The 22,811-nt window shown below is 41.2% G+C and carries 22 protein-coding genes; 14 read left to right on the top strand and 8 right to left on the bottom strand.

The window, feature by feature from the left end:
* Positions 1-2: 2 nt before the first annotated feature.
* Both F565_RS0114135 and F565_RS0114130 read right to left on the bottom strand, forming a co-directional pair.
* Positions 3-1,169 carry an efflux RND transporter periplasmic adaptor subunit gene (locus F565_RS0114135; RefSeq protein WP_020213889.1) on the bottom strand — a complete coding sequence of 389 codons (1,167 nt, stop codon included), beginning with the start codon at positions 1,167-1,169 and terminating at the stop codon, positions 3-5.
* Between the two features lie 37 nt (positions 1,170-1,206).
* Entirely contained in the window at positions 1,207-1,692 is a 486-nt protein-coding gene (locus F565_RS0114130) for a GbsR/MarR family transcriptional regulator (RefSeq protein WP_020213888.1), read from the bottom strand.
* 490 nt (positions 1,693-2,182) lie between these two features.
* On the opposite strand from F565_RS0114130, the gene F565_RS0114125 reads away from it, so the two are divergent.
* A complete protein-coding gene (locus tag F565_RS0114125) occupies positions 2,183-2,788 on the top strand; it encodes a lipoprotein signal peptidase (RefSeq protein WP_020213887.1) in 606 nt (201 codons plus the stop codon).
* A 95-nt stretch (positions 2,789-2,883) separates the two neighbouring features.
* Here the strand turns inward: F565_RS0114125 and F565_RS0114120 are convergent, their stop codons facing one another.
* Positions 2,884-3,801: a hypothetical protein gene (locus F565_RS0114120; protein ID WP_154652615.1), complete on the bottom strand. Its 918-nt coding sequence runs from the start codon at positions 3,799-3,801 to the stop codon at positions 2,884-2,886.
* 326 nt (positions 3,802-4,127) lie between these two features.
* On the opposite strand from F565_RS0114120, the gene F565_RS0114115 reads away from it, so the two are divergent.
* The 8 genes from F565_RS0114115 (at position 4,128) to F565_RS0114075 (ending at position 14,647) form a co-directional block, all read left to right on the top strand.
* Positions 4,128-5,285 (top strand): homogentisate 1,2-dioxygenase, encoded by a 1,158-nt coding sequence (locus F565_RS0114115; RefSeq protein ID WP_020213885.1) that lies wholly within the window; start codon positions 4,128-4,130, stop codon positions 5,283-5,285.
* A gap of 299 nt (positions 5,286-5,584) precedes the next feature.
* A complete protein-coding gene (gene hppD, locus F565_RS0114110) occupies positions 5,585-6,745 on the top strand; it encodes a 4-hydroxyphenylpyruvate dioxygenase (RefSeq protein WP_020213884.1) in 1,161 nt (386 codons plus the stop codon).
* Positions 6,746-7,047: 302 nt separating this feature from the next.
* Entirely contained in the window at positions 7,048-7,815 is a 768-nt protein-coding gene (locus F565_RS0114105) for a DUF3108 domain-containing protein (protein WP_020213883.1), read from the top strand.
* Positions 7,816-7,820: 5 nt separating this feature from the next.
* Positions 7,821-8,756 carry a tryptophan 2,3-dioxygenase family protein gene (locus tag F565_RS0114100; RefSeq protein WP_020213882.1) on the top strand — a complete coding sequence of 312 codons (936 nt, stop codon included), beginning with the start codon at positions 7,821-7,823 and terminating at the stop codon, positions 8,754-8,756.
* A 20-nt stretch (positions 8,757-8,776) separates the two neighbouring features.
* Complete coding sequence (locus F565_RS0114095) at positions 8,777-10,027, top strand: M23 family metallopeptidase (RefSeq protein WP_020213881.1); 1,251 nt, start codon at positions 8,777-8,779, stop codon at positions 10,025-10,027.
* Positions 10,028-10,031: 4 nt separating this feature from the next.
* Positions 10,032-11,675: a glucose-6-phosphate isomerase gene (gene pgi, locus F565_RS0114090; RefSeq protein ID WP_020213880.1), complete on the top strand. Its 1,644-nt coding sequence runs from the start codon at positions 10,032-10,034 to the stop codon at positions 11,673-11,675.
* 858 nt (positions 11,676-12,533) lie between these two features.
* Complete coding sequence (locus tag F565_RS0114080; RefSeq protein ID WP_154652614.1) at positions 12,534-12,965, top strand: hypothetical protein; 432 nt, start codon at positions 12,534-12,536, stop codon at positions 12,963-12,965.
* 257 nt (positions 12,966-13,222) lie between these two features.
* The gene (locus F565_RS0114075; RefSeq protein ID WP_020213877.1) at positions 13,223-14,647 is read left to right on the top strand and encodes an MATE family efflux transporter; all 1,425 of its coding nucleotides are present in this window, start codon (positions 13,223-13,225) and stop codon (positions 14,645-14,647) included.
* 97 nt (positions 14,648-14,744) lie between these two features.
* On the opposite strand, the gene F565_RS0114070 is transcribed toward F565_RS0114075, so the two are convergent.
* The 3 genes from F565_RS0114070 to F565_RS0114055 all read right to left on the bottom strand — a co-directional run bounded on the left by F565_RS0114070 (position 14,745) and on the right by F565_RS0114055 (position 17,864).
* Complete coding sequence (locus F565_RS0114070; RefSeq protein WP_020213876.1) at positions 14,745-15,473, bottom strand: hypothetical protein; 729 nt, start codon at positions 15,471-15,473, stop codon at positions 14,745-14,747.
* 234 nt (positions 15,474-15,707) lie between these two features.
* Positions 15,708-17,255, bottom strand: a complete 1,548-nt coding sequence (gene amaB / locus F565_RS0114065) for an L-piperidine-6-carboxylate dehydrogenase (protein WP_020213875.1) — start codon at positions 17,253-17,255, stop codon at positions 15,708-15,710.
* 228 nt (positions 17,256-17,483) lie between these two features.
* Positions 17,484-17,864: a helix-turn-helix domain-containing protein gene (locus tag F565_RS0114055; RefSeq protein WP_020213874.1), complete on the bottom strand. Its 381-nt coding sequence runs from the start codon at positions 17,862-17,864 to the stop codon at positions 17,484-17,486.
* Between the two features lie 195 nt (positions 17,865-18,059).
* Between F565_RS0114055 and F565_RS0114050 the strand changes: the two genes are divergently transcribed.
* The gene (locus F565_RS0114050; protein WP_154652613.1) at positions 18,060-18,458 is read left to right on the top strand and encodes a hypothetical protein; all 399 of its coding nucleotides are present in this window, start codon (positions 18,060-18,062) and stop codon (positions 18,456-18,458) included.
* A 113-nt stretch (positions 18,459-18,571) separates the two neighbouring features.
* On the opposite strand, the gene F565_RS0114045 is transcribed toward F565_RS0114050, so the two are convergent.
* Entirely contained in the window at positions 18,572-19,504 is a 933-nt protein-coding gene (locus F565_RS0114045) for a hypothetical protein (protein ID WP_020213872.1), read from the bottom strand.
* 134 nt (positions 19,505-19,638) lie between these two features.
* On the opposite strand from F565_RS0114045, the gene F565_RS0114040 reads away from it, so the two are divergent.
* From F565_RS0114040 to F565_RS0114025, 4 genes are all read left to right on the top strand, one after another.
* Positions 19,639-20,592, top strand: a complete 954-nt coding sequence (locus F565_RS0114040; RefSeq protein ID WP_020213871.1) for a 2-hydroxyacid dehydrogenase — start codon at positions 19,639-19,641, stop codon at positions 20,590-20,592.
* Between the two features lie 70 nt (positions 20,593-20,662).
* The gene (locus tag F565_RS0114035; RefSeq protein WP_020213870.1) at positions 20,663-21,052 is read left to right on the top strand and encodes a DUF805 domain-containing protein; all 390 of its coding nucleotides are present in this window, start codon (positions 20,663-20,665) and stop codon (positions 21,050-21,052) included.
* A 197-nt stretch (positions 21,053-21,249) separates the two neighbouring features.
* Entirely contained in the window at positions 21,250-21,660 is a 411-nt protein-coding gene (locus tag F565_RS0114030; RefSeq protein ID WP_020213869.1) for a DUF805 domain-containing protein, read from the top strand.
* A gap of 182 nt (positions 21,661-21,842) precedes the next feature.
* The gene (locus tag F565_RS0114025) at positions 21,843-22,241 is read left to right on the top strand and encodes a DUF805 domain-containing protein (RefSeq protein ID WP_020213868.1); all 399 of its coding nucleotides are present in this window, start codon (positions 21,843-21,845) and stop codon (positions 22,239-22,241) included.
* 151 nt (positions 22,242-22,392) lie between these two features.
* Here the strand turns inward: F565_RS0114025 and F565_RS0114020 are convergent, their stop codons facing one another.
* Complete coding sequence (locus F565_RS0114020; protein WP_020213867.1) at positions 22,393-22,806, bottom strand: response regulator; 414 nt, start codon at positions 22,804-22,806, stop codon at positions 22,393-22,395.
* Between the last annotated feature and the right edge of the window lie 5 nt (positions 22,807-22,811).

The raw sequence follows: 22,811 nt of genomic DNA, 5'->3' as shown, positions 1-22,811 counted from the left end.
TACTATTTATTTAGGTTTGCATAAACTTTCTCGGCACTCTCCGGGGTAGCCTTAATCTGGGTACCTTCTTTAAGGTTAGCCACACCCTCTATAACAATCTGGTCGCCTGCCTTAAGGCCGCTTTCTACCACATAATAGTTGCCTACAGCATTTTCGTTTATTGTTATAACTGCATTTTGCGTTTTACCGTCTTTACCCACTATCGCTGCAAAACGTTTATCCTGAAGCTCGAAGGTAGCACTTTGCGGCACGATGATCTTGTTTTTTACATCCTGAGGAATCCTTACCTTAGTACTGCTCCCACTACGTATAATGCCTTTGCTGTTAGGAAAACGTGCACGCAGGTTTACAGATCCTGTTGCTGTGTTTATCAAACCGTTTATAGTTTCTATCTTACCTTTTTCGCCATACTCCGTACCATCTGCAAGTAACAGGCTTACGGCAGGTATCTCTTTAATTTTTGCGGCTAACGATACATTGGTGCTGTCTTTAGTAAGGGCAAGCAATTGTTTTTCGTTAAAGGCGAAATAAGCATATACATTACCAATGCTCGATACTGTAGTTAGTGGCTCCGCATTGGCAGAGCTTACCAAACTACCTAAACGGAAAGGTATAGAACCGACAACACCGTTTACCGGGCTGGTTACCGTAGTATAGCCCAGGTTGGTCTTAGCATTGGCAAGGGCTGCATTAGCCTGTGCCAGTGTAGCCATTGCCGCCTCGTAGTTAAACTGCGCCGACTCTAACTCGTACTTACTTACAATTTCTTTGTCTACCAGTGGCTTAACCTTATTAACGGCAAGCCTTGCTGCGCTAACATCGGCCTGTGCACTCTTAATGCTTGCCGTTGCCGTGCGCACTTCCTGCTCATACTGCGGGGCACTGATTTTAAATAAAGGCTGTCCTGCCTTAACTACGGCACCTTCATCTACAAATATTTTATCGATATAGCCTTCTACCCTTGGGCGAATTTCTATATTTTGCTGCCCCTGTATACTGGCGGGATAATCGTTATTTAACGTAGCCGACATGGGCTGTACCTCTACCGTTTTATATGCCTTTGGGGCTGCTGCTGCCGTTGCTGCCGCATCTGTCTCCTCTTTGCTCTTGCCACAACTGCTAAGCAGTATAAGTGCCGCTATAGCTCCTGTAAAAATTGTATTCTTCATTGATTTGCCTGTTTGTTTATGTATGTATGATGATTTTTTAGTTTTCGAGTTCCTCCAGTGCCTTAAACTTGTTAATGGTAGATTGCAGTATCTCTTCCATTTGCAGTACATGTTCCTTATACGTGCGTGTGCGCTGCAGTTCCAGTTCTTCTTCGGGGCAGCCCCTGTGCACCTCGCGGTAATGTACCATGCGGTCTATAATTTGTTTTTCGAACGCTATCATTTTCATGTAGTTGTCAAAACGTTCGCTAAAGGGAGAAGGCTTGTAGTATTTTTTGCGGTCGCCCGGCAGGGTATAATAGGTAATCTTGCCAATTTTAAGCAGCAGGTTAAGATTTGTAGAAACCGAACTTTTGCTGGCTCCGGTAAGTTCTATAATATCTTCAAACGTAGTTTTGCGGCTGCAGGTATCTATAATAAGTGTGGCCAATATGCGGGAACCCAATGGTGGCAGGTGGTGTACATTCTCAAAATGAACACCAAACATTTCTATTAGTTCTTCCCGTTCTTTTATAACATCCATATCATTGCTTCTTTCTGAAAAATTTAGACAAAGATACATTGTTAGTTCGGATATAACCGAACCAAACGAACTAAAGTGCGGTTAAAGTTTTGTTAAGAAAATGAGCGTTTAAAACGATAGGATTTAAAACACAATAGTATTGGTAATTACAATAGTCTGATTTTTACCACAAAATGCACAAAGTTTTTCACAAAGCACACTAAGCCATGCTCAATTTTGATAAAGGTAGCAATCCTGATTATCATGATTGGAGAACACAAGGCTTTACGTGCCAGCTTTGTGTCCTTCCGCTTAAAGCGGCATACACAACACTACTGTTTACAATACCTTGTGCGCTTCGTGAAAAACTTTGTAGTAATAATAAAATAAACACCGGCAACCAAAACTAAAAATAAAAAGTGAGGCAATAATAACATTAAACATTTCATTAACACCAATGTGATGACGATAGTTTAATAATTTAATTTATTTTTGCCGTAAAATTTAAAAAATGTCGCTAAAGAAAGCCTACTTAATTGTAATCCTTGTATTGCTGGTAGACCAGATATCTAAAATATACGTAAAGACCCATTTTAGGTTAGGCGAAGCCAAAGAGGTTTTTAGCTGGTTTTATATACAATTTATAGAGAACGACGGTATGGCGTGGGGTGCAGAGATTCCGGGATCGTACGGTAAGCTTATACTTACCCTTTTCAGGATCGTGGCCGTGGGCGGTATAGGCTGGTGGCTGTGGGATGCGGTTAAGAAAAAGCAATCGCCTTACCTTATAGTATCTATAGCGCTTATACTTGCCGGTGCTTTTGGTAACATTATAGACTCTGTTATTTATGGATTAATTTTTGACCATAGCATGCCTAACCAGGTTGCTACATTTAATACGGCAAATCATTACGGTACGTTCCTTCATGGCAAAGTGGTAGATATGCTTTACTTCCCTATTATTAAGGATGCCCATTTTCCGCAATGGATTCCCGGCATAGGCGGTAAAGAATTCTCGTTCTTTAATGCCATCTTTAATGTTGCCGATGCTGCCATATCTGTAGCTGTAGGTATCCTTATCGTGTTTAACAAAAAGGCATTCCCAAAAGGGGAGTAGTTTAGTTGGCAGTGGTTAGTGGTCAGTGATCAGTCGCAGTCGCAGTTTTCAGGTAGAGACGCATTGAATGCGTCTTACACTATTGTCATAAAAAATCAGTCGAGTCTGATTACTATACTGCTTACTACTTTTTTGTCTACGGTTATAACAGCCCCGCCTTTGTTATTTATAAAAGTAATTTCGTAGTCATACTTATACTCCATTTCTTCAAATTTTGTCGAGACAGCATAGGTATGCTTTGCAGATTGCGGATATTTATAAACAACCAAATCCTCGCTATCTCCCACTTTAATACCATCTATAGAAAATGTGCCTGGGTTATTTATTAATACAGACTCTATCGACTTGTTATTTTTCGTTTCAATTATATCGCGGTCTGCCTCATAGGTATAGAGATAGTCTGTTATAGAATCCTCTTCAGATTCAAATACATCAATCTCTTTTAAAGATTGCGTTTGATTTTTGATGTCCTGAAAATTTAATTGTGTAACGGCTTTGCCTTTATATACTATTTTATCTACCCCTATAGAATCTAAAACTGCTCTTCCTTGTAATATACGATTCTCATTCTCTTCTTTGAAATCTCTGTCAAAAAAGGCTTTAAAATGATTGTTAAACGCTTTATATACTTCCTTGTTTTTGTCTGTGTATGCTACTTGTTTAGACGGAAATATCACAATATCATCTGATGTAAAAAGAGTGTCATTTACTTTAGCTCCTTCAAAAACGAACATATTATATATCATGTCGCCGCCAATATATCCTTTTCTGCACCAAAAACCTGTTTTCTTCCATTTTTTAGCTTTCTTCTTTATGCTTAATAATTTTTTTATCATTACTGCATCAATAGATCTGGCAGAATAAACAAAAGAAGAATCGCCTGCTTTAAAATAAGTAACAAGAGAACAAGGCCCATCGTCCATTTCGTCAATCAACCTATAAGCCGTAACCTTATTATAATCCTGTGCATGGCAAAACATACTGACAAGCATGAATAGTAAAATGTATTTCATAAAACAGAGGGCTTTACAATGGTTAACTTTATAGTTTGCAATTATAGTATTTGTAAAGGTGAACAAAAAAATAAAACATTATTGTGTGCCCTAATATAATATTTAAACATTTGCGTCTTTTATCTCACAATGTAACTTCCATTTTTCTCAATCGTTTTCATTTTTCTTCAAAAAATACCGCCTAAAATTAAATTTTTACGATATTTGTTCTATGACTACGCAATGGCAGGGTTTATTAAGCTATTTAAAATTCCTCATTAAACGCAACCCGGAATGAGGCTACGGTGCTATGCCATTTTATTTTTATAATTTAATAGATAATCATCATGCCTTTATACCACAAACTGGGGGATTTCCCTCAAAAACGACACACACAGTTCGAAAAGCCCAATGGCGGTTTGTACTACGAGCAGCTTTTTGGCACAGAGGGTTTTCATGGCCACTCGGCACTGCTGTACCACACACACAGGCCCACGCAGGTTAAGGAGATACTTAAATCCTATTCGGTAGAGCCTAAAATAGCCATAGATAAAAATATAAAATCGCTGTTGCTAAAAGGTTTTGAGCTGAAGCCCGAAGCCGATTTCCTGGACAGCCGCAAGGCTCTTCTTGTTAACCGCGACTGTATTATAGGGCTTGCCGCACCGCAACAATCGCTGCGCACCTACTTTTACAAAAATGCCGACAGCGACGAGATGATCTTCATCCATAAAGGTACCGGCACGCTGCGCACCCTTATGGGCAACATACCGTTTGAGTATGGCGATTACCTCATTATTCCGCGCGGCATGATCTACCAGATCGATTTTGACACTATAGATAACCGCCTCTTTTATGTAGAGAGCCATTCGCCTATTTATACGCCTAAGCGTTACAAAAATCAGAGCGGGCAGCACCTGGAGCATTCGCCGTTTTGCGAGCGCGACTTTAAACTGCCCACCGTACTGGAAACGCACGACGAAAAAGGCGATTTTCTTGTTAAGATAAAAAAAGAAGGCATGATGCACGATGTGGTCTATGCCACGCACCCGTTTGACGTTATAGGGTGGGATGGGTACAACTTTCCATACGCGTTTAGCATTCATAACTTTGAGCCTATAACGGGGCGTGTTCACCAGCCGCCACCGGTACACCAAACCTTTGAAACCGATACTTTTGTGGTATGCTCGTTTTGCCCAAGGCTGTACGACTACCACCCTAAAAGTATACCGGCACCATACAACCACAGTAATATAGACAGCGACGAGGTACTGTACTATGTAGATGGCGACTTTATGAGCCGCAATAACATAGAGCAGGGCCACATAACCCTGCACCCTAAAGGCATACCACACGGCCCTGCACCGGGTGCTATGGAACGCAGCATAGGCAAGACCATAACCGAAGAGCTTGCTGTAATGGTAGACACGTTCCGCCCGCTTATGGTAACCGAAGAAGCTATGGGCCTTGACGATGGGCAGTATTATAAAAGCTGGGTGGAGTAAGTAAACCTCACCCCCTCCCGATAGCTATCGGGAGGGGGTGAGGTCAAAAAAAAAGCTAATAACAGAGTATAGTCGTATTGTTATACTCTAATAAAAACAACACACCCCTAACCCCTCTCAAGAGGGGAACCAGCTACACTCTACGATATAACAATGAGTAGGCAAGTTTGAGTGTAGCTATCCCCTCTCCTTTGGAGAGGGTTAGGGTGAGGAAAAAACAAAAACTAAAATCAGGAGTGAAGCTGGCCCCTCTCCTTTGGAGAGGGGTTGGGGTGAGGCTCCTACAAAAACATACAACTATGAGCAACGAAATTAAAAATGTAGAATACGGCCTTGAAAAAATATTTGAAGGCGCACAGGATTTCCTTCCCCTTATGGGAACCGATTATGTAGAATTTTATGTGGGTAATGCCAAGCAGGCTGCCCATTATTATAAAACCGCTTTTGGCTACCAGTCGTTAGCTTATGCAGGGCTTGAAACCGGAGTGCGCGACCGTGCCAGTTATGTATTGCAGCAGGGTAAAATTCGCCTGGTGCTTACTACGCCGCTCGTAGCAGATTCTCCGCTTAACGACCACATTGTAAAACATGGCGATGCCGTAAAAATAGTAGCCCTTTGGGTAGAAGATGCACGCAAATCATTTGAAGAAACTACATCTCGCGGTGCAAGGCCTTACATGGAGCCCACTGTTGAGACAGATGAGTTTGGCGAAGTGGTACGTTCCGGCATCTACACGTATGGCGAAACCGTACACATGTTTGTAGAGCGTAAAAACTACAACGGTACGTTCCTGCCGGGCTACAGGGAGTGGAAAAGCGATTACAATCCTGCACCTACAGGCCTTAAGTATGTAGACCACATGGTGGGCAACGTGGGCTGGAACGAAATGAACACATGGGTAAAATGGTATGAAGACGTTATGGGCTTTGTAAACTTTTTATCGTTTGATGATAAGCAGATCAATACCGAATATTCGGCGTTAATGAGTAAGGTAATGAGCAACGGCAACGGCAGGATTAAATTCCCTATTAACGAGCCGGCAGAGGGTATGAAGAAATCCCAAATTGAGGAATACCTTGATTTTTACGGTGGTCCCGGCGTACAGCACATTGCTATTGCTACAGATGATATTGTTAAAACCGTGAGCGACCTTAAGAGCCGTGGCGTAGAGTTCCTTTCGGCACCACCGCAGGCTTATTATGATGCCATTCCGTCGCGCCTTGGTGCACATAAAGATGCCTTTAAAGAAGACATTAAAGAGATACAAAAACTTGCCATTATGGTTGATGCCGATGAGGAAGGATACCTGTTACAGATATTTACCAAACCGGTTGAAGACCGCCCTACACTGTTTTTTGAAATTATACAAAGAATGGGTGCACGCGGTTTTGGCGCAGGTAACTTTAAAGCCCTGTTTGAGAGCATAGAGCGCGAACAGGAGTTAAGGGGTACACTGTAAAACAACCTTATTTTTAAAGATATCATAATTTTAACCCACACCAATAGCCATTGTTTGAATTATCTATGTTAAACCTGAAATTTATTAAATAAAAGTTTAAAAACATAGTACCTTTGCACTCGCAAAAAAGAAAGTGGTAAACATTTTTCTCGATGCAGGTAAAATTTTCATAATTTATAGTTTTTGGTTGGTTAATAGCATAAAAACCCGGTCTTATTTTTGACTGGGTTTTTTTGTTTTCTTACTTTTGGAACAGAAATTGCATTTATGCCTTCTAAAACACCACGCCCAACAAAATTACTATGAAAAAATTACTTGCCATTATTATGTTTTTTGCATTAGGCGATGCATTTTCACAGGACGCGTTTAAGACCGGAGAGTTCTTTAAATTCAGGATTCACTACGGGGTTGTAAATGCGGGGTATGCCACGCTGGAAATTAAAGATGCTGTAAGAAACAATAAAAAAGTACACCACGTAGTGGGCAATGGCTACACTACGGGTATGACAAAATTCTTTTTTAAGGTTAACGATAATTACGAAAGCTATTTTGATAAAAATACCGGCAAGCCCTACCAGTATGTGCGCAAAATAGACGAAGGCGGTTATAAAAAAGACCAGGAAGGTTTTTTTAACCAGGATAAAAACACGGTGCTTGTAAAAGACTACAAGCATAAATCAGAAAAAACCATATCGGTTACAGAGAATGTGCAGGATATCGTATCGGTATTTTACTATTTAAGGAACCATCCTAACGTAGATAAGCTTAAAGTGGGCGAGGCTATTGCGGTAGATATGTTTTTTGATGATGAGGTTACAAAATTTAAACTCAAATTCATTGGCAGGGAAGATTTAAGCACTAAATTTGGCACCATCTCTACCATGATATTCAGGCCGCTGGTACAGGCAGGCAGGGTTTTTAAGGAAGAGGAAAGTTTAACCGTTTGGATATCAGACGATGAAAACAAAGTGCCGGTAAGAATTAAAGCAAGCCTTGCCGTAGGGTCGCTTAAGGCAGACCTGGATGAATACAGGGGCCTTGCGCACACCCTTGCCATTAAATCGAAATAAAAAAGATGACAGAACACACATCCCCAATAGCTGAAAAGCTGGATGAACTTGATAAAAAATTCTCGGCCATAGGCCAGAAAACGGCTACGCATTTAGAGGGTTTACTATGGTCTACCCCCATAACATACTGGGATTACATTAATACAGATGCGCTCCTTAACCTGCAGATACAAAGAACCACCCTGCCCGATGAGATGGTTTTTATAATGTACCACCAGGTAAACGAGCTGCTTTTTAAAATGATACTGTGGGAAACCAACCAGCTATGCCATGCCGAAACGCTTACCACTGCGTTTTTTACCGAAAGGTTAATGCGCATAAGCCGCTATTTTGATATGCTTACCACATCGTTTGATATTATGGGCGATGGCATGGAGATAGACCAGTACATGAAATTCCGCAACACCCTTACCCCGGCAAGCGGTTTTCAGAGCGCGCAGTACCGCCTTATAGAATTTGCAAGCACAGACCTTATAAACCTTATAGACTACCGTTTTCGTGCCACTATAGACCGTAACACGCCATACACGCATGCCTTTGAGCATTTGTACTGGCAGGCGGCAGGCAAAGACCACAAAACGGGCGAAAAATCGTACCTGCTTAATGCTTTTGAGAAAAAGTACAAAGCCGAATTTTTACGCCACATGGAAGAGTACAACACCATAAACATCTGGAGGAAATTTAAACAGCTCCCTGCCGAAAGCCAGGCTAACCCGGAGCTTGTGGCTGCTATGCGCCATTATGACCATACGGTAAATGTTACCTGGGTTATGGGCCACCTTAATGCTGCCAGGAAGTATATAGAAAGCTCTGCGGGGCCGCAGGAAGCTACCGGCGGCAGCGACTGGAAAAAATACATGCATCCTAAATACCAACGAAGGATATTTTTCCCCGAATTATGGACAGAAGATGAGCTGCGCAACTGGGGCGAAAATGTATAACACACAAAACAAACACACTTTTGAGATATCTTGTAGCCATACTTACATTTTTAACCCTCATAGCCTGCAACAATAAAGAGCAACAACAAGAAGAGCCTAAAAAAACAGTAGTAAAAAAAGCACCCATTGTAAAAGAGTTTGGCTTTATAACCAGCGATTATACCGTAGTGCACGATACTATTGCAAGCGGCGATACCTTTGGCGGTATATTGGGCAAAGAGGGTTTTGATGCATCGGCAATTCATAACATTACAGAACATATTAAGGATACCTTTGATTTAAGGGACATTCGCGTGGGCAGGCCTTTTACCTTGTTTAAAGATAAAAAAGCACCCAACGCCCTTAAGGCATTTGTGTACCAGCCCGATAATCTTAGCTATTATGTAATAGACCTTAGAGATTCTATACCAAGGGTTAACAAAACGGTAAAGCCTATAACTATTAAAAGGCGTATTATTGCGGGTGCCATAGAAGGATCTCTTGCCGAAACGCTTAACAAAGCAGGCGCAGGCCCGGCACTGGCACATGAGCTAAGCGAAATGTATGCCTGGAGTATTGACTTTTTTAAGATACAAAAGGGCGATAAGTTTGCCGTTACCGTAAACGAACGTTACATAAGCGACAGCATTTATGGCGGTATAGAGAGCATAGAAGCGTCGTACTTTGAGTATAAAGGCAAAAAAATATACGCATTTCCGTTTAAGCAGGACAGCACATCGCGGTCTAAAACAAGGGAGTATTATGATGAGGAGGGCAAGGTGCTTAAAAACATGTTCTTAAAAGCCCCGCTTAAATTCAGCCATATTACCTCGCGCTTTTCGGGCAGGCGTTTTCACCCCGTGCAAATGCAGTGGAAAGCCCATAACGGTACCGATTATGCCGCACCAAGCGGCACACCCATCATGACAACTGCCAGCGGCGTGGTAGAGCGCACAGGCTACACATCGGGCAACGGTAATTTTGTTAAGGTAAAACACAGTGGTATGTATGCCACGCAGTACCTGCACATGAGCAAAATACTGGTGCGCCAGGGGCAGCGCGTTACACAGGGCGACGTTATAGGGCGTGTGGGCAGTACAGGCCTTGCCACAGGGCCGCATGTATGTTACCGCTTCTGGAAAAACGGCGTGCAGGTAGATGCCTTAAGGCAAAAACTACCTAACTCTGAGCCTATGAGCCCTAAGCATAAACCGCGCTTTATTGCTTACATGACCCCGCTTAAAAAAGAACTTGACAGTATATCTGAAATAAAATTTAACCAAAAAAACTAACACAATGGCATTACAAAACACTAATCCATCGGGCACAGCCGCCTGGCAGGCACTTCGCGACCATTATACCGAAATGCAAAATGCCTCTATGCAGGAAATGTTTGCTGCCGATACCCAAAGAGCACAGAAATTCCACATTAAATGGAATGACTTTTTGGTAGATTATTCTAAGAACATTATTAACGAAGAAACGTTAGCATTACTTCAGGACCTTGCTAAAGAGACAGACCTTAAAGGTGCTATACAAAGCTATTTTGAAGGCGATGCCATAAACCGTACCGAAGACAGGGCCGTACTGCACACTGCACTTCGCGCGCCGGAAACTGCCGATATTAGGTTTGAAGGTGTTAATGTTATACCCGAAGTGTATGCCGTTAAAAACAAGATAAAACAGTTTACAGAAGAAATTATAGGCGGTACTAAAACAGGTTACACCGGTAAGCCATTTACCACTGTGGTAAACATAGGCATAGGCGGCAGCGACCTTGGTCCGCACATGGTGGTAGAGGCACTTAAGTACTACAAGAACCAGCTTAACGTTAAGTTTATCTCTAACGTAGATGGCGACCACGTTACCGAAAGCCTTAAGGGTTTAGATCCTGAAACCACGCTTTTTGTTATAGCATCTAAAACCTTTACCACACAGGAAACCCTTACCAATGCCGAAACGGCACGAGAGTGGTTCCTTAAGCATGCTACACAGGCCGATGTTGCCAAGCACTTTGTGGCGGTATCTACCAATATTAAAAAGGTTACCGAATTTGGTATAGACGAGGCTAACATTTTCCCGATGTGGGACTGGGTAGGCGGACGTTTCTCTCTATGGAGTGCCGTTGGTTTATCTATTGCGCTGGCAGTAGGCTTTGATAATTTTGATAAGCTGCTTAAAGGTGCTAACGATATGGATGAGCATTTTAAAACTACCCCGTTTGAAGAGAACCTTCCGGTGGTTTTAGCATTGCTTAGCATTTGGTACAACAACTTTTTTGGTGCCGAAAGCGAAGCCCTTATCCCGTACACACAGTACCTGAGTAAACTTGCGCCTTACCTGCAGCAGGGTATTATGGAGAGTAACGGCAAGAGCGTAGGCCGCGATGGTAACCCTGTAAATTACCAGACAGGTACTATTATATGGGGCGAGCCGGGTACTAACTCGCAGCATGCATTCTTTCAGCTTATACACCAGGGCACTAAACTTATCCCTACCGATTTTATCGGTTTTGTACAGCCACTATATGGCAACCAGGACCATCACGATAAATTAATGTCTAACTTTTTTGCCCAGACTGAGGCGTTGCTTAGCGGCAAGACCGAGGCTACCGTTCGCGCCGAGTTTACTAAAGCAGGCGTTGCTCAGGAAAAAGCAGACTATCTTACCCCGTTTAAAGTATTTACAGGCAACAAGCCTACAAATACCTTCTTGATTAAAAAACTTACACCGGAAACCCTTGGTGCTCTTGTAGCTTTATACGAGCACAAAATATTTGTACAAGGCGTTATCTGGAATATATTCAGCTACGACCAATGGGGTGTAGAGCTGGGCAAGCAGCTTGCTAACTCTATCCTCGACGAAATTGTGAGCGGTACTGTAAAACAACACGACAGTTCTACCTCGTTCTTAGTAGGCGAGTTCTTGAAACAGAAATAAGTTCTGTAACTCCAATGGCCTTTGGCACATTAAATAAAGAATTCTGTCAAAGAGTCCTCTCCCCCAACCCCTCTCCGAAGGAGAGGGGAGCTAATGAACGGGTACAGTTCGACTGCAAGAGTAGCTTCCCCCTCTCCTTTGGAGAGGGCTGGGAGAGGACAAAAAATATCACACGATAGATTCGACAGGAAATAAAAAATAAATCCCCAAAGCAAGTTTGTTTTGGGGATTTTTTTGTTTTTTAAACCCTAGTTGATAATCCACAAAATTATTTACCACAAAGAGCACGAAGTCTTTCACAAAGAACACAAGGCAATATGGTAAGCACATGCATATTCCGCCATAGGCGGAAAGGCACAAAGCCGGTACGTATAGCCATGTGCCCTTTTATCACGGTTGCGGGATTGAAATCTTTGAGCAAAATGTCAAGCTTTGCTTTGTGTTCTTTGTGGTAAAAAAGAAAATTGGTATATATTATTTCTGCATATATCTTAGCCTGATATTTCCTATTCTATTTTATGTCACGCATAGGCGCCAAGACGCGAAGACATATTATGCATACACACAAGCGACTGTTAAGTCGCAAAGCTTTGCGACTTACCAGTCGCTGTATCGAAACCTAATTTAGTATACAGCTTTGCGTCTTTGCGACTTCGCGTAACAATTTATTTAAACTGTATTACATGCCGCCTCTCCAAAGCTCAAAACATTTGTGTTATTCTGTTTGGAAATTTTTTTGTGTTGTGTATTATCAAATTTTGTTAGTAAAGTATATCATTAGTAGTCGTCGTATTAGTATTTTTACAGCGTAACCACTAATTATATACAATGAGTAACATTTTATTATACATCCTTGTTATGCTTTTTTCTAAAGGGCAAACTAATACTGATTTGGTTACAGTAAAAACATATAAATTTGAGCATGCTTCAAATGAAAGTAAAAATCCGGCAGATTACATAGAATTAGTTTTTGAAAAAGATTCCATTGTTAAAGGGAGATACTACGGCAATGAAAATAATATTCACTATGTTACAGATTTAAAGTTTGATAAGTACAATCAAAAAGATACCCTTTCTTTTACGTTAATTAATTATAAATATTCTTACGATGAATCAACCCCATTTCATAAAGTGAATTACAATAACACTGAAAAATTGCGATATGAGATAGACAATGGTGTTAACTTTTCCGGAATTATTTCCGAAAAAAAATTATCTCTATATAGAGTTTTTTGGTATTACGATTCCCGTTTTGACAGAATGACTTTTAATATAATTAAAGCAGAGTAAAATTAATATCAATCCTGTATTGCTATTTAGGAATATACCGATAAAACCTATAAGGTTAAAAAAACCTTGCACAGTCCCGGAGGAACGGCATGTTTATAGAAAGCCACAAGAAGGGAAGGCTATTATCATTTTGAGCGCAACGCAGTCGAAGAATCTCTTACTGTTATTTTAAAATTCCACTCAATTAAATTTTATACTTTTACTTGATAACCCTAAAGCATTAATCGGCTTTAGCCATAACAATTAAAGCGTAAATTATGTCACAAAACAGTGCGCAGGCAAGTGGTGCCTCACGCTTTTTCGCATTATTAAAGCAATCTCTTAGCGGTGAGAGCGTCGATTTTACTACGGGCAGCATACGCCGTGCGGTGCTGTTGCTTGCTATACCCATGATGCTCGAAATGATGATGGAATCGGTATTCGCGCTGGTAGACCTGTATTTTGTGGGCCACCTGGAAAACAGCAGCTATGCCGTGCAAACCGTAGGGCTAACCGAAAGCGTGCTTACCATACTATACTCTATTGCCATAGGCATGAGCATGGCGGCAACGGCAACTGTTGCGCGCCGCGTGGGAGAAAAAGACCCTGTGGCTGCCGCCAAAGCAGGCATGCAGGCCATTATAGTAGCACTGTTGCTAAATGTGGTGCTGGCAACCCTGGGCTTTATTTATGCTACAGATATTTTAGTGCTTATGGGGTCGTCTTTAGAGTCGGCTATATATGGTACGCCTTTTATACGCATTACCCTGGGTGGTAGCTTTGTAATTATCCTCATTTTTTTATTTAACGGAATATTTCGCGGTGCGGGCAATGCTGCCATTGCCATGAAAAGCCTGTGGATAGCTAATATATGCAACTGCCTGTTGTGCCCGCTGCTTATAAATGGCTGGGGTTTTGTACCTGCCTTTGGGCTTACCGGTGCGGCTATTGCTACAACGGTGGGGCGCGGTATTGGGGTGCTGTACCAAATGTATAACCTCTTTAACGGTAAAGGGATGCTTAAGGTGGCAGCCTCGTACTTTATACCCGACTGGCAACAAATTAAAGCGCTTGTAAAAATAGCTGCGCCCGGTATACTACAGTTTGTAATTGCCTCATGCAGCTGGATATTTCTTGCCGAACTTGTGGCTACCACAGGTGGCGACGAAGGGTCTGCGGGATACCAGAGTGCGCTGCGCATTATGATGTTCTTTATGCTGCCCGCATGGGGGTTAAGCAATGCCGCGGCTACACTTGTAGGTCAGAATCTGGGAGCGAAGCAGGAGCAGCGTGCAGAGAGGTCTGCACTGGTTACGGCAAAGTTTAATGTTATTTATATGGCAGTAATTATGATAGTTACACTCCTTGCCGCCGACCCGCTTATGTGGTTTTTTACCAATAATGCACAGGTGCACGATATTGCCGTGCAGGCCATCCGCATACTTAGTGCAGGCTACGTTTTTTACGGTATTGGCATGGTGCTTATTAACGCCTTTAACGGTGCCGGCGATACCCGCACCCCAACGCTTGTAAACCTTTTTGGGTTCTGGCTGTTCCAGATACCTATGGCATTTTTACTGGCTAAACATTTTAGTTTTGGCCCCACAGGTGTATTCATGGCAATACCAATTGCAGAAACGTGTATGGCTGTTGCAAGTATTATCCTGTTTAAACGCGGCAGGTGGAAGAGGGTAGTGGTATAAATTTCAGTCACAGTCACAATTGCCATTGGGTGCCACAAAACTATTTCATTAATTATATTAGTGCATATCAGGTTTGTATTTATTCTTGCCCAATATTTTACAAACTATTTTCTTTTATGCATTTACAGGATTGTGTTGTGGCTGTTGTGGTGTCTTTACAGCAGGAATAATATCCGGTTTTACAGGTAACGGCACATCCGTGGCTTTGCTGCGGTTTACTTCCTGCATTTACACTTGATGAAACAGAGCCCACACCGCCCGAATTACAATCTTTAGATGGTTTTGCCCCGCCTAATGTTGCTATAAAATCTATAACCCCAATACCTTTTGCAGTTATGGTACTTAGTGTAGCCCCATTGTACGATTGTGTTGTGCCATAACTATATATAAATCCGGCTGCTCCCGTATTTATTATCCCAAAACGGGCTTTGCCGCCCAGTGCCTTTGCCAGGTCTTTAGATGCCTTTACATCTGCTCCTAAAAAAAGTGTTGCTTTACCGGTATGGCTGCGCAGCGACACACCGCCTTCGTACACATCTACCTGATATTTACCGTTTTCCGGAACTGCCGTAAGCGTATTTTGTTGCAGTATAATAAAATTTATGCGCTGCCCATCGGTAAAATAGGCAGATAATTCATTTCCGGCCGCAAACAACCTGAATTCTACATTGCCTGTATATGAGTAAAGCGGGGTAGTAACCTCAGATGCTTTGTTATATGATGGCTTATTCAACACCTTATTTGTGCTTGTAACCGCTGCAAAACTAAAAGAGTAAAAACCTGTTAGTAACGTAAACAGGCAAATTTTTAAGTAAAGTGTTTTCATATCATTTTGGTTAATTAGCTGTGATACAAGTTACTAAAAAAAATTATTAGTTGTATGCGAAAACCCTTTATTGTCAAAAATAATATATGGGAATAATTAAAAAGGGTAAACCCTGACTTTAAGCTATAATTATAAAAAAAGCGGCAAAGTATTTTATGTAATGAATGCACAAAAAAAACTGCCTCCGGTAAAGAGGCAGTTCCATATTAAACACTTTATAGTAAGAAGAAATAATTACAAGTCAAAGCGGATTCCCTGTGCCAGTGGCAACTGGGTTCCGTAGTTTATGGTATTCGTCTGGCGGCGCATGTAAGCCCTCCAGGCATCGCTGCCACTCTCGCGGCCGCCACCGGTTTCTTTTTCACCACCAAAGGCGCCACCTATCTCGGCACCCGATGTTCCTATGTTTACATTGGCAATACCACAGTCTGATCCTGATTGCGACAGGAATAATTCCATCTCTCTCATGCTGTTTGTAAATATAGACGATGATAATCCCTGTGGCACGCCATTTTGCAAGGCGATAGCCTCTTCGATAGTGCTGTATTTCATTAAGTATAAAATAGGTGCAAAGGTCTCTTCCTGTACAACTGTGTAGTGGTTTTCGGCTTCAATAATACAAGGGTTAACGTAGCAGCCACTTTCATAGCCTTCGCCCTGTACCACACCACCGCCGGTAACTACAGTACCGCCTTCAGCTTTAGCTTTTTCAATAGCATTAAGGAAACTCTCTACGGCCATTTTGTCTATAAGCGGGCCTACGTGGTTGTTACTATCCAGAGGGTTGCCTATTTTAAGCTGGGCATACGCACTTTTAAGCACGGCAACGGTTTTGTCGTACACACTTTCATGGATGATAAGCCTGCGTGTAGAGGTACAACGCTGCCCGGCAGTACCCACGGCGCCAAACACGGCACCTACAAGTACCATAGAAATATCTGAATGTTCAGACACGATGATGGCATTGTTACCACCAAGTTCCAGTATGGTTTTACCAAAACGCTCTGCTACAGTTTTGCTCACATGGCGGCCTACACGTGTAGAACCCGTGAACGAAACAAGCGGAATGCGTTTGTCGTTATTTAGTAATTCGTTGCAGGCTTCGCCCGTAACAAGTCCGCTTATGCCTTCCGGCAGGTTGTTGCGTTCCAGTACGGTTTTTATAATGTTCTGGCAGGCAATAGCACATATAGGTGCTTTAGAGCTTGGTTTCCATACATACACGTCGCCACATACAAGGGCAAGCATAGAGTTCCAGCTCCATACCGCAACCGGAAAGTTAAAGGCAGATATAATACCTACAATACCAAGCGGGTGCCACTGCTCATACATGCGGTGCAAGGGTCTTTCGCTGTGCATGGTAAGGCCATATAGCTGGCGCGATAAACCTACTGCAAAGTCGCAAATGTCTATCATTTCCTGCACTTCGCCAAGGCCTTCCTGCAGGCTCTTGCCCATCTCGAAAGATACAAGCTGCCCAAGAGGCTCTTTAAACTTACGCAGTTCTTCGGCCATTTGGCGCACTATGTCGCCACGTTTTGGGGCAGGTACCAGCCTCCATACTTTAAAAGCTTCTTCGGCCTTAGCCATTACGGTTTGGTAATCATCGGGTGTAGATGTTTTTACCTGTGCTATTAACGATCCGTCTACCGGTGAGTAAGACGATATAAGCTCGCCATTGGCAAAGCTGTTAAGGCCTGTAGATGTGCCATCATTAATTGCAGTTATGCCCAGTTGGGTTAAGGCTTTTTGTACGCCGAAGGTATCGGTTAATGTTGCCATTTGTAACTTTTTTGCTGTTTGTTGTTATAATACACAAATATAAGCTTTTTTGGCAACTGGCGAATTTTTGTCCCAAATTGCATAAATAGCATCAATTTTAGCAATGGGGTAATTTTTTGAATATGATGATGTTAAAGCACGCGTCTAATATTCAGGTGATGGGCAGATGTATTATAAAGTATTAAAAAGCAGGTGGTTTTTTAAGTATTAATAATTTAGGTTGCCCGTTTACAACAACGGCCCATATTTATCTTTATACATCCTGAGTTCGGTCTCGGTTTTGTCCAGCAGCGATTTATAAAGGGTAAGCTTGTCTTCATACAATTTGTAAAGCAGGTAGCGCTCATTAGCCTCGGCAGATACCGAATCAGGAGTTTGAGATGGTGTAAGACTATCAAAATCGCCACGGTTGTTAAAGGCCAGGATATCTTCTATGCGAACGCCCAGTATAACCGCTATATCGCGCAGCTTGGTATACGTAAGCATGGTTGTGCCTTTTTCTATTTTGCTGTAACCGGCCTGCGTAATGCCCAGTTTATCGGCTAAATGTTCCTGTGTAAGGTTTTTAAGCTCTCTTATGTTCCTTATTTTTTCTATAACTACTTCCATGACATTTCCGACTTTATTATTACAAACCCGACTTTACTATAACCACAAATATAATCTTTAGGAAATACATTATTTGTAAAATTGCTAAAGAATATACAAATTAATCGTATTTAATATTTAAATACGGTATAAATAATTTAATTATTTGCATTATTTTAAAAAGATTAGCTAAAAAACCCAGTAATTATAACAATTGTGAAGCAGTTCATTATTATAAATGATCATGATGTGCGCATACACTATAGTTTTAGAACGTGGGTGTATAACATGGAAGATATAAAAGCCATGTACTTAGAAAAAGAGAGTAAGAAGAAAAATTTATGGCTTGCAGCGGGGTTGTATGCGCTGGCAGTTGCATCTTTATTTCCTGCAATGCGCCACACATCATTATATCTAATACCTTTTTTAATTGCCTGTTATATAGTGTATACTACTCCCGCACAGCCGTATGATTATTATATTGTGGTACAAACTACCGTAACCCGCCACCGCATAAAAATTAATGCAAAGCACAGGCTTAAGGTTTTAAAAGATATTACCGCTTTTTTAAATCATCATTTTATGTACAAGACCTTTAATGCCATGACTGCATAATTTAATAAAAACACAAACCCTGCTTCTCTCCGGCAGGGGAGCCTTAAGACGGGAACATAAAACGGCTTACTAATGAATAATATGTATGAGCCGGTTCCCTTCTTTAGGCTTATTTAAAAGTTTACTTCTATCATGGCAATGCGCTTCTTTTTTATATAAAAAGTCACGTACCCGTTAAACGAATTTTTAAGGCCTACCTCATACGCATAGTTGTCATTAAGGTCGTTAAAGGCTGCTCCCCAGTTACGGTACTTAGTAGACTCCGGAAATTTTTCATATAATTTCTCCTCCTCGTCGCCCAGTAAAACACCATTTATGCTAAGGGTGTATTTTTCGGGAAAGTTGTAGCTAACCTTAGTTGCCGTAAGCTGCGATATTATACCGTCGTTACCATCAAACTGTATTTGCATATCGTTAAGCCAATACTCCTTATGAGAATTATCGGGGTTAAAAACAGAGTCGGTCTTTATCAGCTGAAATTTGTGTATTGCTTTTTCAAAACTTTTTCGTGTCTTTTTATATAAGGGCGTGTTATTTATTAGTACCTGGGCATACGGTATAGAGTCTATTCTTCGGTTGGCAAATTCCGATTTGTAATCACGGTCAAAAAATGCAGCCATCTCCGGTGTAAAAGATGCTGTTATACTGTTATGCCCATCAAAATAACCGGCCTCTTCCTTTGGTAAAAACAAAGAACAATTATTGGCTGTAGTAAAAACAGTATCCTTAAATTTATTAATCTCTACCACAAACATGTTTGGTATTGCCTCTTTGTTGCTGCATTTCAGTTCATTTTTTGTCCATTGTAAGGCAGCTTCTTTTTTATATTTAAGCAGGCTGTAAGCAAGCTTTGCATCATAGCTTTCGGCAGCCTGTATGTATTTGCCGGTCTTGCGTTCCTGCTGTATGTACGATAGTACGCTGCATGGACCATCTTCGTACTCATCTGTCAGGCGATAAGCAGTAACTTTAGTATAATTTCCGTAGGTATCCTGCGCCCGGCACAACGTGCAAAACAGCAATAGTATAAGTAAAAGGTGTTTCATAAAAGGCTGGTTTGTATATAAATATAACTAAATAGTTGCAGCCATAGTATAAATAGTACAGGTAAATGTTTGTACACCACAGCCCGCGCTACACATGTAATGATTATGTAACTTTGCACATCAATTATTACACTATGCCACACACCATAAAAATACTGCACATAGACAGCAACCACCCCACATTATGGGAACAACTGGAGCAGGCCGCATTTACTAATGAAGCCGACTATAGATCATCTAAAACTGAGGTTGAAGCTAAAATACACGAGTACAACGGTATTGTTATTCGCAGCCGTTTTAAGATAGACAGGGCGTTTATAGATAAAGCGGTAAACCTGCAATTTATAGCCCGCGTGGGTGCCGGGTTAGAAAGTATAGATACCGCTTATGCCGAAAGCAAAGGTATTGCGCTTATTGCCGCGCCAGAGGGTAATCGAAATGCTGTGGGCGAGCAGGCACTGGGCATGCTGCTCTCGTTATTTAATAACCTTAACCGTGCCGACAGGCAGATACGCCAGGGCGAATGGATTCGCGAAGGTAACCGCGGCCACGAGCTGGAGGGCAAAACAGTAGGGCTTATAGGTTATGGCAATATGGGCAAATCGTTTGCAAAAAAGCTAAAGGGTTTTGATACCGAGGTGTTATGTTATGATATTAAGCCCAATGTAGGCGACGGCAATGCAAAACAGGTATCTCTTGAAGAACTTAGGGCTAAAGCCGATGTACTTAGCCTGCACACCCCCTCTACCCAGGAGACGGATGGTATGATTACAGCCGATTTTATTAATGCCTTTGCAAAACCAATATGGCTTATTAATACCGCCCGTGGCAAAGCAGTAGTTACAGATGATTTAGCAACGGCTCTAAAAACCGGTAAGGTTTTAGGCGCTGCGCTGGATGTGCTGGAGTATGAGCAATTGTCTTTTGAACATTTGTTTACCGATGAAACCATGCCCGAAGCTTTTGCTTACCTGCTGCAAGCTGATAATGTTTTGCTCTCTCCGCACATAGCCGGATGGACGTTTGAAAGCCACCAAAGGCTGGCGCAGGTTATTGTAGATAAAATTAAATCGCTTTACAATAAATAATTATTTATAAATGCTTTTCCGGTTCGGGTTATTTGTTAATTTTAACAAATAATCAACAACAAACAACTTTATGAACTGGTACATATCTGTATTGCGCGATAATTATGTAAACTTTAGCGGCAGGGCACGCCGGCAGGAATACTGGATGTTTATCCTTTTTCATGTAATTGCCTGTGTTGTACTGGCAGGAATATCTATCAGTCTTGAAAATTTTTATGCTATTGGTATTTATGCGGTTGCAACCTTTTTGCCAACGCTTGCCGTTGTTGTAAGGCGACTGCACGATGTGGGCAAAAGCGGTTGGTTTATACTTGTGCGGTTTATACCTTTAATAGGCAGTATCTGGTTGTTTGTAGTACTTGTTACCGAAGGCGAGCACGGGCGTAACCAATATGGGCACAACCCTAAAGGCAATCCTTATGATGAATTTGACCAGATAGGACAGGAAGAAAAATACTAAGTTAAAGCCCCTTAAGGGCTTTTTTAATGCCGTGGTTTTAAGAAATTTAGTTACAATTACACGCAAATGTGTTATATAATACATAATTACTACAACGGTGTATAAAATAAATACCTATTTTTATAACAAATAAAACCAATCAACGGAGTATCCGAAAATCCGATAATAGAGTAGGGCCAACAAAAAAAAGAAGAAATATGTTTAACTGGTACTTAAAAGTAGTTAAAGAAAATTACGCAAATTTTACAGGCAGGGCACGCAGAAGCGAATACTGGTATTTTACGCTTGTTAACGTGCTTATATCTATTGTTTTAGGAATTATAGATTATGCTATAGGGTCTGACATTGGGCCTAACTTAGGTATATTACGCCTTATTTACAGCGTTGCTGTTCTGGTTCCCGGACTTGCTGTGCTTGTAAGAAGATTACATGATATAGGCAAAAGCGGCTGGTACTTTTTTGTAGTCTTTATACCTATCGCCGGTGGTATATGGCTACTTGTACTGTTATGCAAAGAAGGTGACCACGGACCTAACCAATATGGTGCCGACCCTAAAAACCCTAACTACGGAGAGTTTGACGAGATAGGAAAACCGGATGTATACTAAAAAATTAAAAGCCTCTATATGAGGCTTTTTTAATGCAACATTTTAAAATATATTTTGTTTGGCGTTAATTAATTTTAATGTTTCTAAATAAATAATTATTTTTAGAAAAATATAAAGATAACATACAAGCGGAGAACCCGAAAATCCGGTAAAAGAGTAGGCCAACCAAATCAATAAAAATTATGTTTGATTATTACCTTAAGGTGGTTAGAGATAACTACGCAAATTTTGAAGGCAGGGCCCGCAGGGCCGAATACTGGTATTTTTACCTGTTTAATACTATAATTGGCCTTATATTACAAGGAGTAGATTACCTTATAGGTACAGATATAGGTATTGTGGGCAGTATTTACAGCCTTGCTGTATTAATACCCACCCTTGCTGTATTAGTACGCAGGCTGCATGATACCGGTAAAAGTGGCTGGTATGCATTGCTGTTGCTGTTTATTGTTATAGGCTGGATATGGCTATTGGTTTTAGTATGCACAGAGGGTGACCATGGCCCTAACGAATATGGTGCCGACCCTAAAAACCCACACTATGGTGAGTTTGACGATATAGGAAAACCAGATGTATTTTAAAAATTTTAAAGCCTCTTAACGGAGGCTTTTTTTATATGATGTACCACTTCTTTAAAATAAAAAAACCTTCTGCAGGGCCTCATCCCCGCAGAAGGTTACACAAAACCAATCAAAAAACCATCACCAGCACATTGCTGTGCATTTATTGTTCTTATTGGTACATAAGCTCATTTTTGCTCCAGTACCCAATAAGTTTTTTAATATTATCTTCATAGTCGGCATATTTAAGGGGTTTTACAAAATAACCCGATATGCCATTTTTATAACACGCTGCAACATCATGGTGGTTATTGCTCGTTGTTAATATTACTGTAGGAATGTAGCGCAATGCTTCATCTCTTTTTATTATGTTTAAAAATTCCAGTCCGTTTAGCTTGGGCATATTAAGGTCCAGGATAATAATATCTGTATTTACTTCTCTGTCTTTTAGGGTAAACAATGCCTCTTCGCCATTTGCTGCTTCAGTAATCTTGTGGTTTATCCCCATTGCTTTTAGTACGCGGTGAAACTTCATCACTTCGATAGTATCGTCTTCAACAAGTAATATATTTAGTAACTGAGACATGTGGC

This window comes from Flavobacterium rivuli WB 3.3-2 = DSM 21788 (assembly GCF_000378485.1).
In the GTDB taxonomy this organism is placed as follows: domain Bacteria; phylum Bacteroidota; class Bacteroidia; order Flavobacteriales; family Flavobacteriaceae; genus Flavobacterium; species Flavobacterium rivuli.
The sequence above is the reverse complement of the archived record's forward strand: the minus strand, read 5'-3'. Positions and strand labels throughout refer to the sequence as shown.

Bases quoted from the DNA above. Each gene is read 5' to 3' on its own strand.
- amaB (WP_020213875.1), bottom strand. From the start codon at position 17,255: ATGGCAACATTAACCGATACCTTCGGCGTACAAAAAGCCTTAACCCAA.
- hppD (WP_020213884.1), top strand. From the start codon at position 5,585: ATGAGCAACGAAATTAAAAATGTAGAATACGGCCTTGAAAAAATATTT.
- F565_RS0114105 (WP_020213883.1), top strand. From the start codon at position 7,048: ATGAAAAAATTACTTGCCATTATTATGTTTTTTGCATTAGGCGATGCA.
- F565_RS0114080 (WP_154652614.1), top strand. From the start codon at position 12,534: ATGCTTTTTTCTAAAGGGCAAACTAATACTGATTTGGTTACAGTAAAA.
- F565_RS0114130 (WP_020213888.1), bottom strand. From the start codon at position 1,692: ATGGATGTTATAAAAGAACGGGAAGAACTAATAGAAATGTTTGGTGTT.
- F565_RS0114125 (WP_020213887.1), top strand. From the start codon at position 2,183: ATGTCGCTAAAGAAAGCCTACTTAATTGTAATCCTTGTATTGCTGGTA.
- pgi (WP_020213880.1), top strand. From the start codon at position 10,032: ATGGCATTACAAAACACTAATCCATCGGGCACAGCCGCCTGGCAGGCA.
- F565_RS0114120 (WP_154652615.1), bottom strand. From the start codon at position 3,801: ATGAAATACATTTTACTATTCATGCTTGTCAGTATGTTTTGCCATGCA.
- F565_RS0114025 (WP_020213868.1), top strand. From the start codon at position 21,843: ATGTTTGATTATTACCTTAAGGTGGTTAGAGATAACTACGCAAATTTT.
- F565_RS0114035 (WP_020213870.1), top strand. From the start codon at position 20,663: ATGAACTGGTACATATCTGTATTGCGCGATAATTATGTAAACTTTAGC.
- F565_RS0114100 (WP_020213882.1), top strand. From the start codon at position 7,821: ATGACAGAACACACATCCCCAATAGCTGAAAAGCTGGATGAACTTGAT.
- F565_RS0114020 (WP_020213867.1), bottom strand. From the start codon at position 22,806: ATGTCTCAGTTACTAAATATATTACTTGTTGAAGACGATACTATCGAA.
- F565_RS0114135 (WP_020213889.1), bottom strand. From the start codon at position 1,169: ATGAAGAATACAATTTTTACAGGAGCTATAGCGGCACTTATACTGCTT.
- F565_RS0114045 (WP_020213872.1), bottom strand. From the start codon at position 19,504: ATGAAACACCTTTTACTTATACTATTGCTGTTTTGCACGTTGTGCCGG.
- F565_RS0114055 (WP_020213874.1), bottom strand. From the start codon at position 17,864: ATGGAAGTAGTTATAGAAAAAATAAGGAACATAAGAGAGCTTAAAAAC.
- F565_RS0114040 (WP_020213871.1), top strand. From the start codon at position 19,639: ATGCCACACACCATAAAAATACTGCACATAGACAGCAACCACCCCACA.
- F565_RS0114070 (WP_020213876.1), bottom strand. From the start codon at position 15,473: ATGAAAACACTTTACTTAAAAATTTGCCTGTTTACGTTACTAACAGGT.
- F565_RS0114115 (WP_020213885.1), top strand. From the start codon at position 4,128: ATGCCTTTATACCACAAACTGGGGGATTTCCCTCAAAAACGACACACA.
- F565_RS0114030 (WP_020213869.1), top strand. From the start codon at position 21,250: ATGTTTAACTGGTACTTAAAAGTAGTTAAAGAAAATTACGCAAATTTT.
- F565_RS0114075 (WP_020213877.1), top strand. From the start codon at position 13,223: ATGTCACAAAACAGTGCGCAGGCAAGTGGTGCCTCACGCTTTTTCGCA.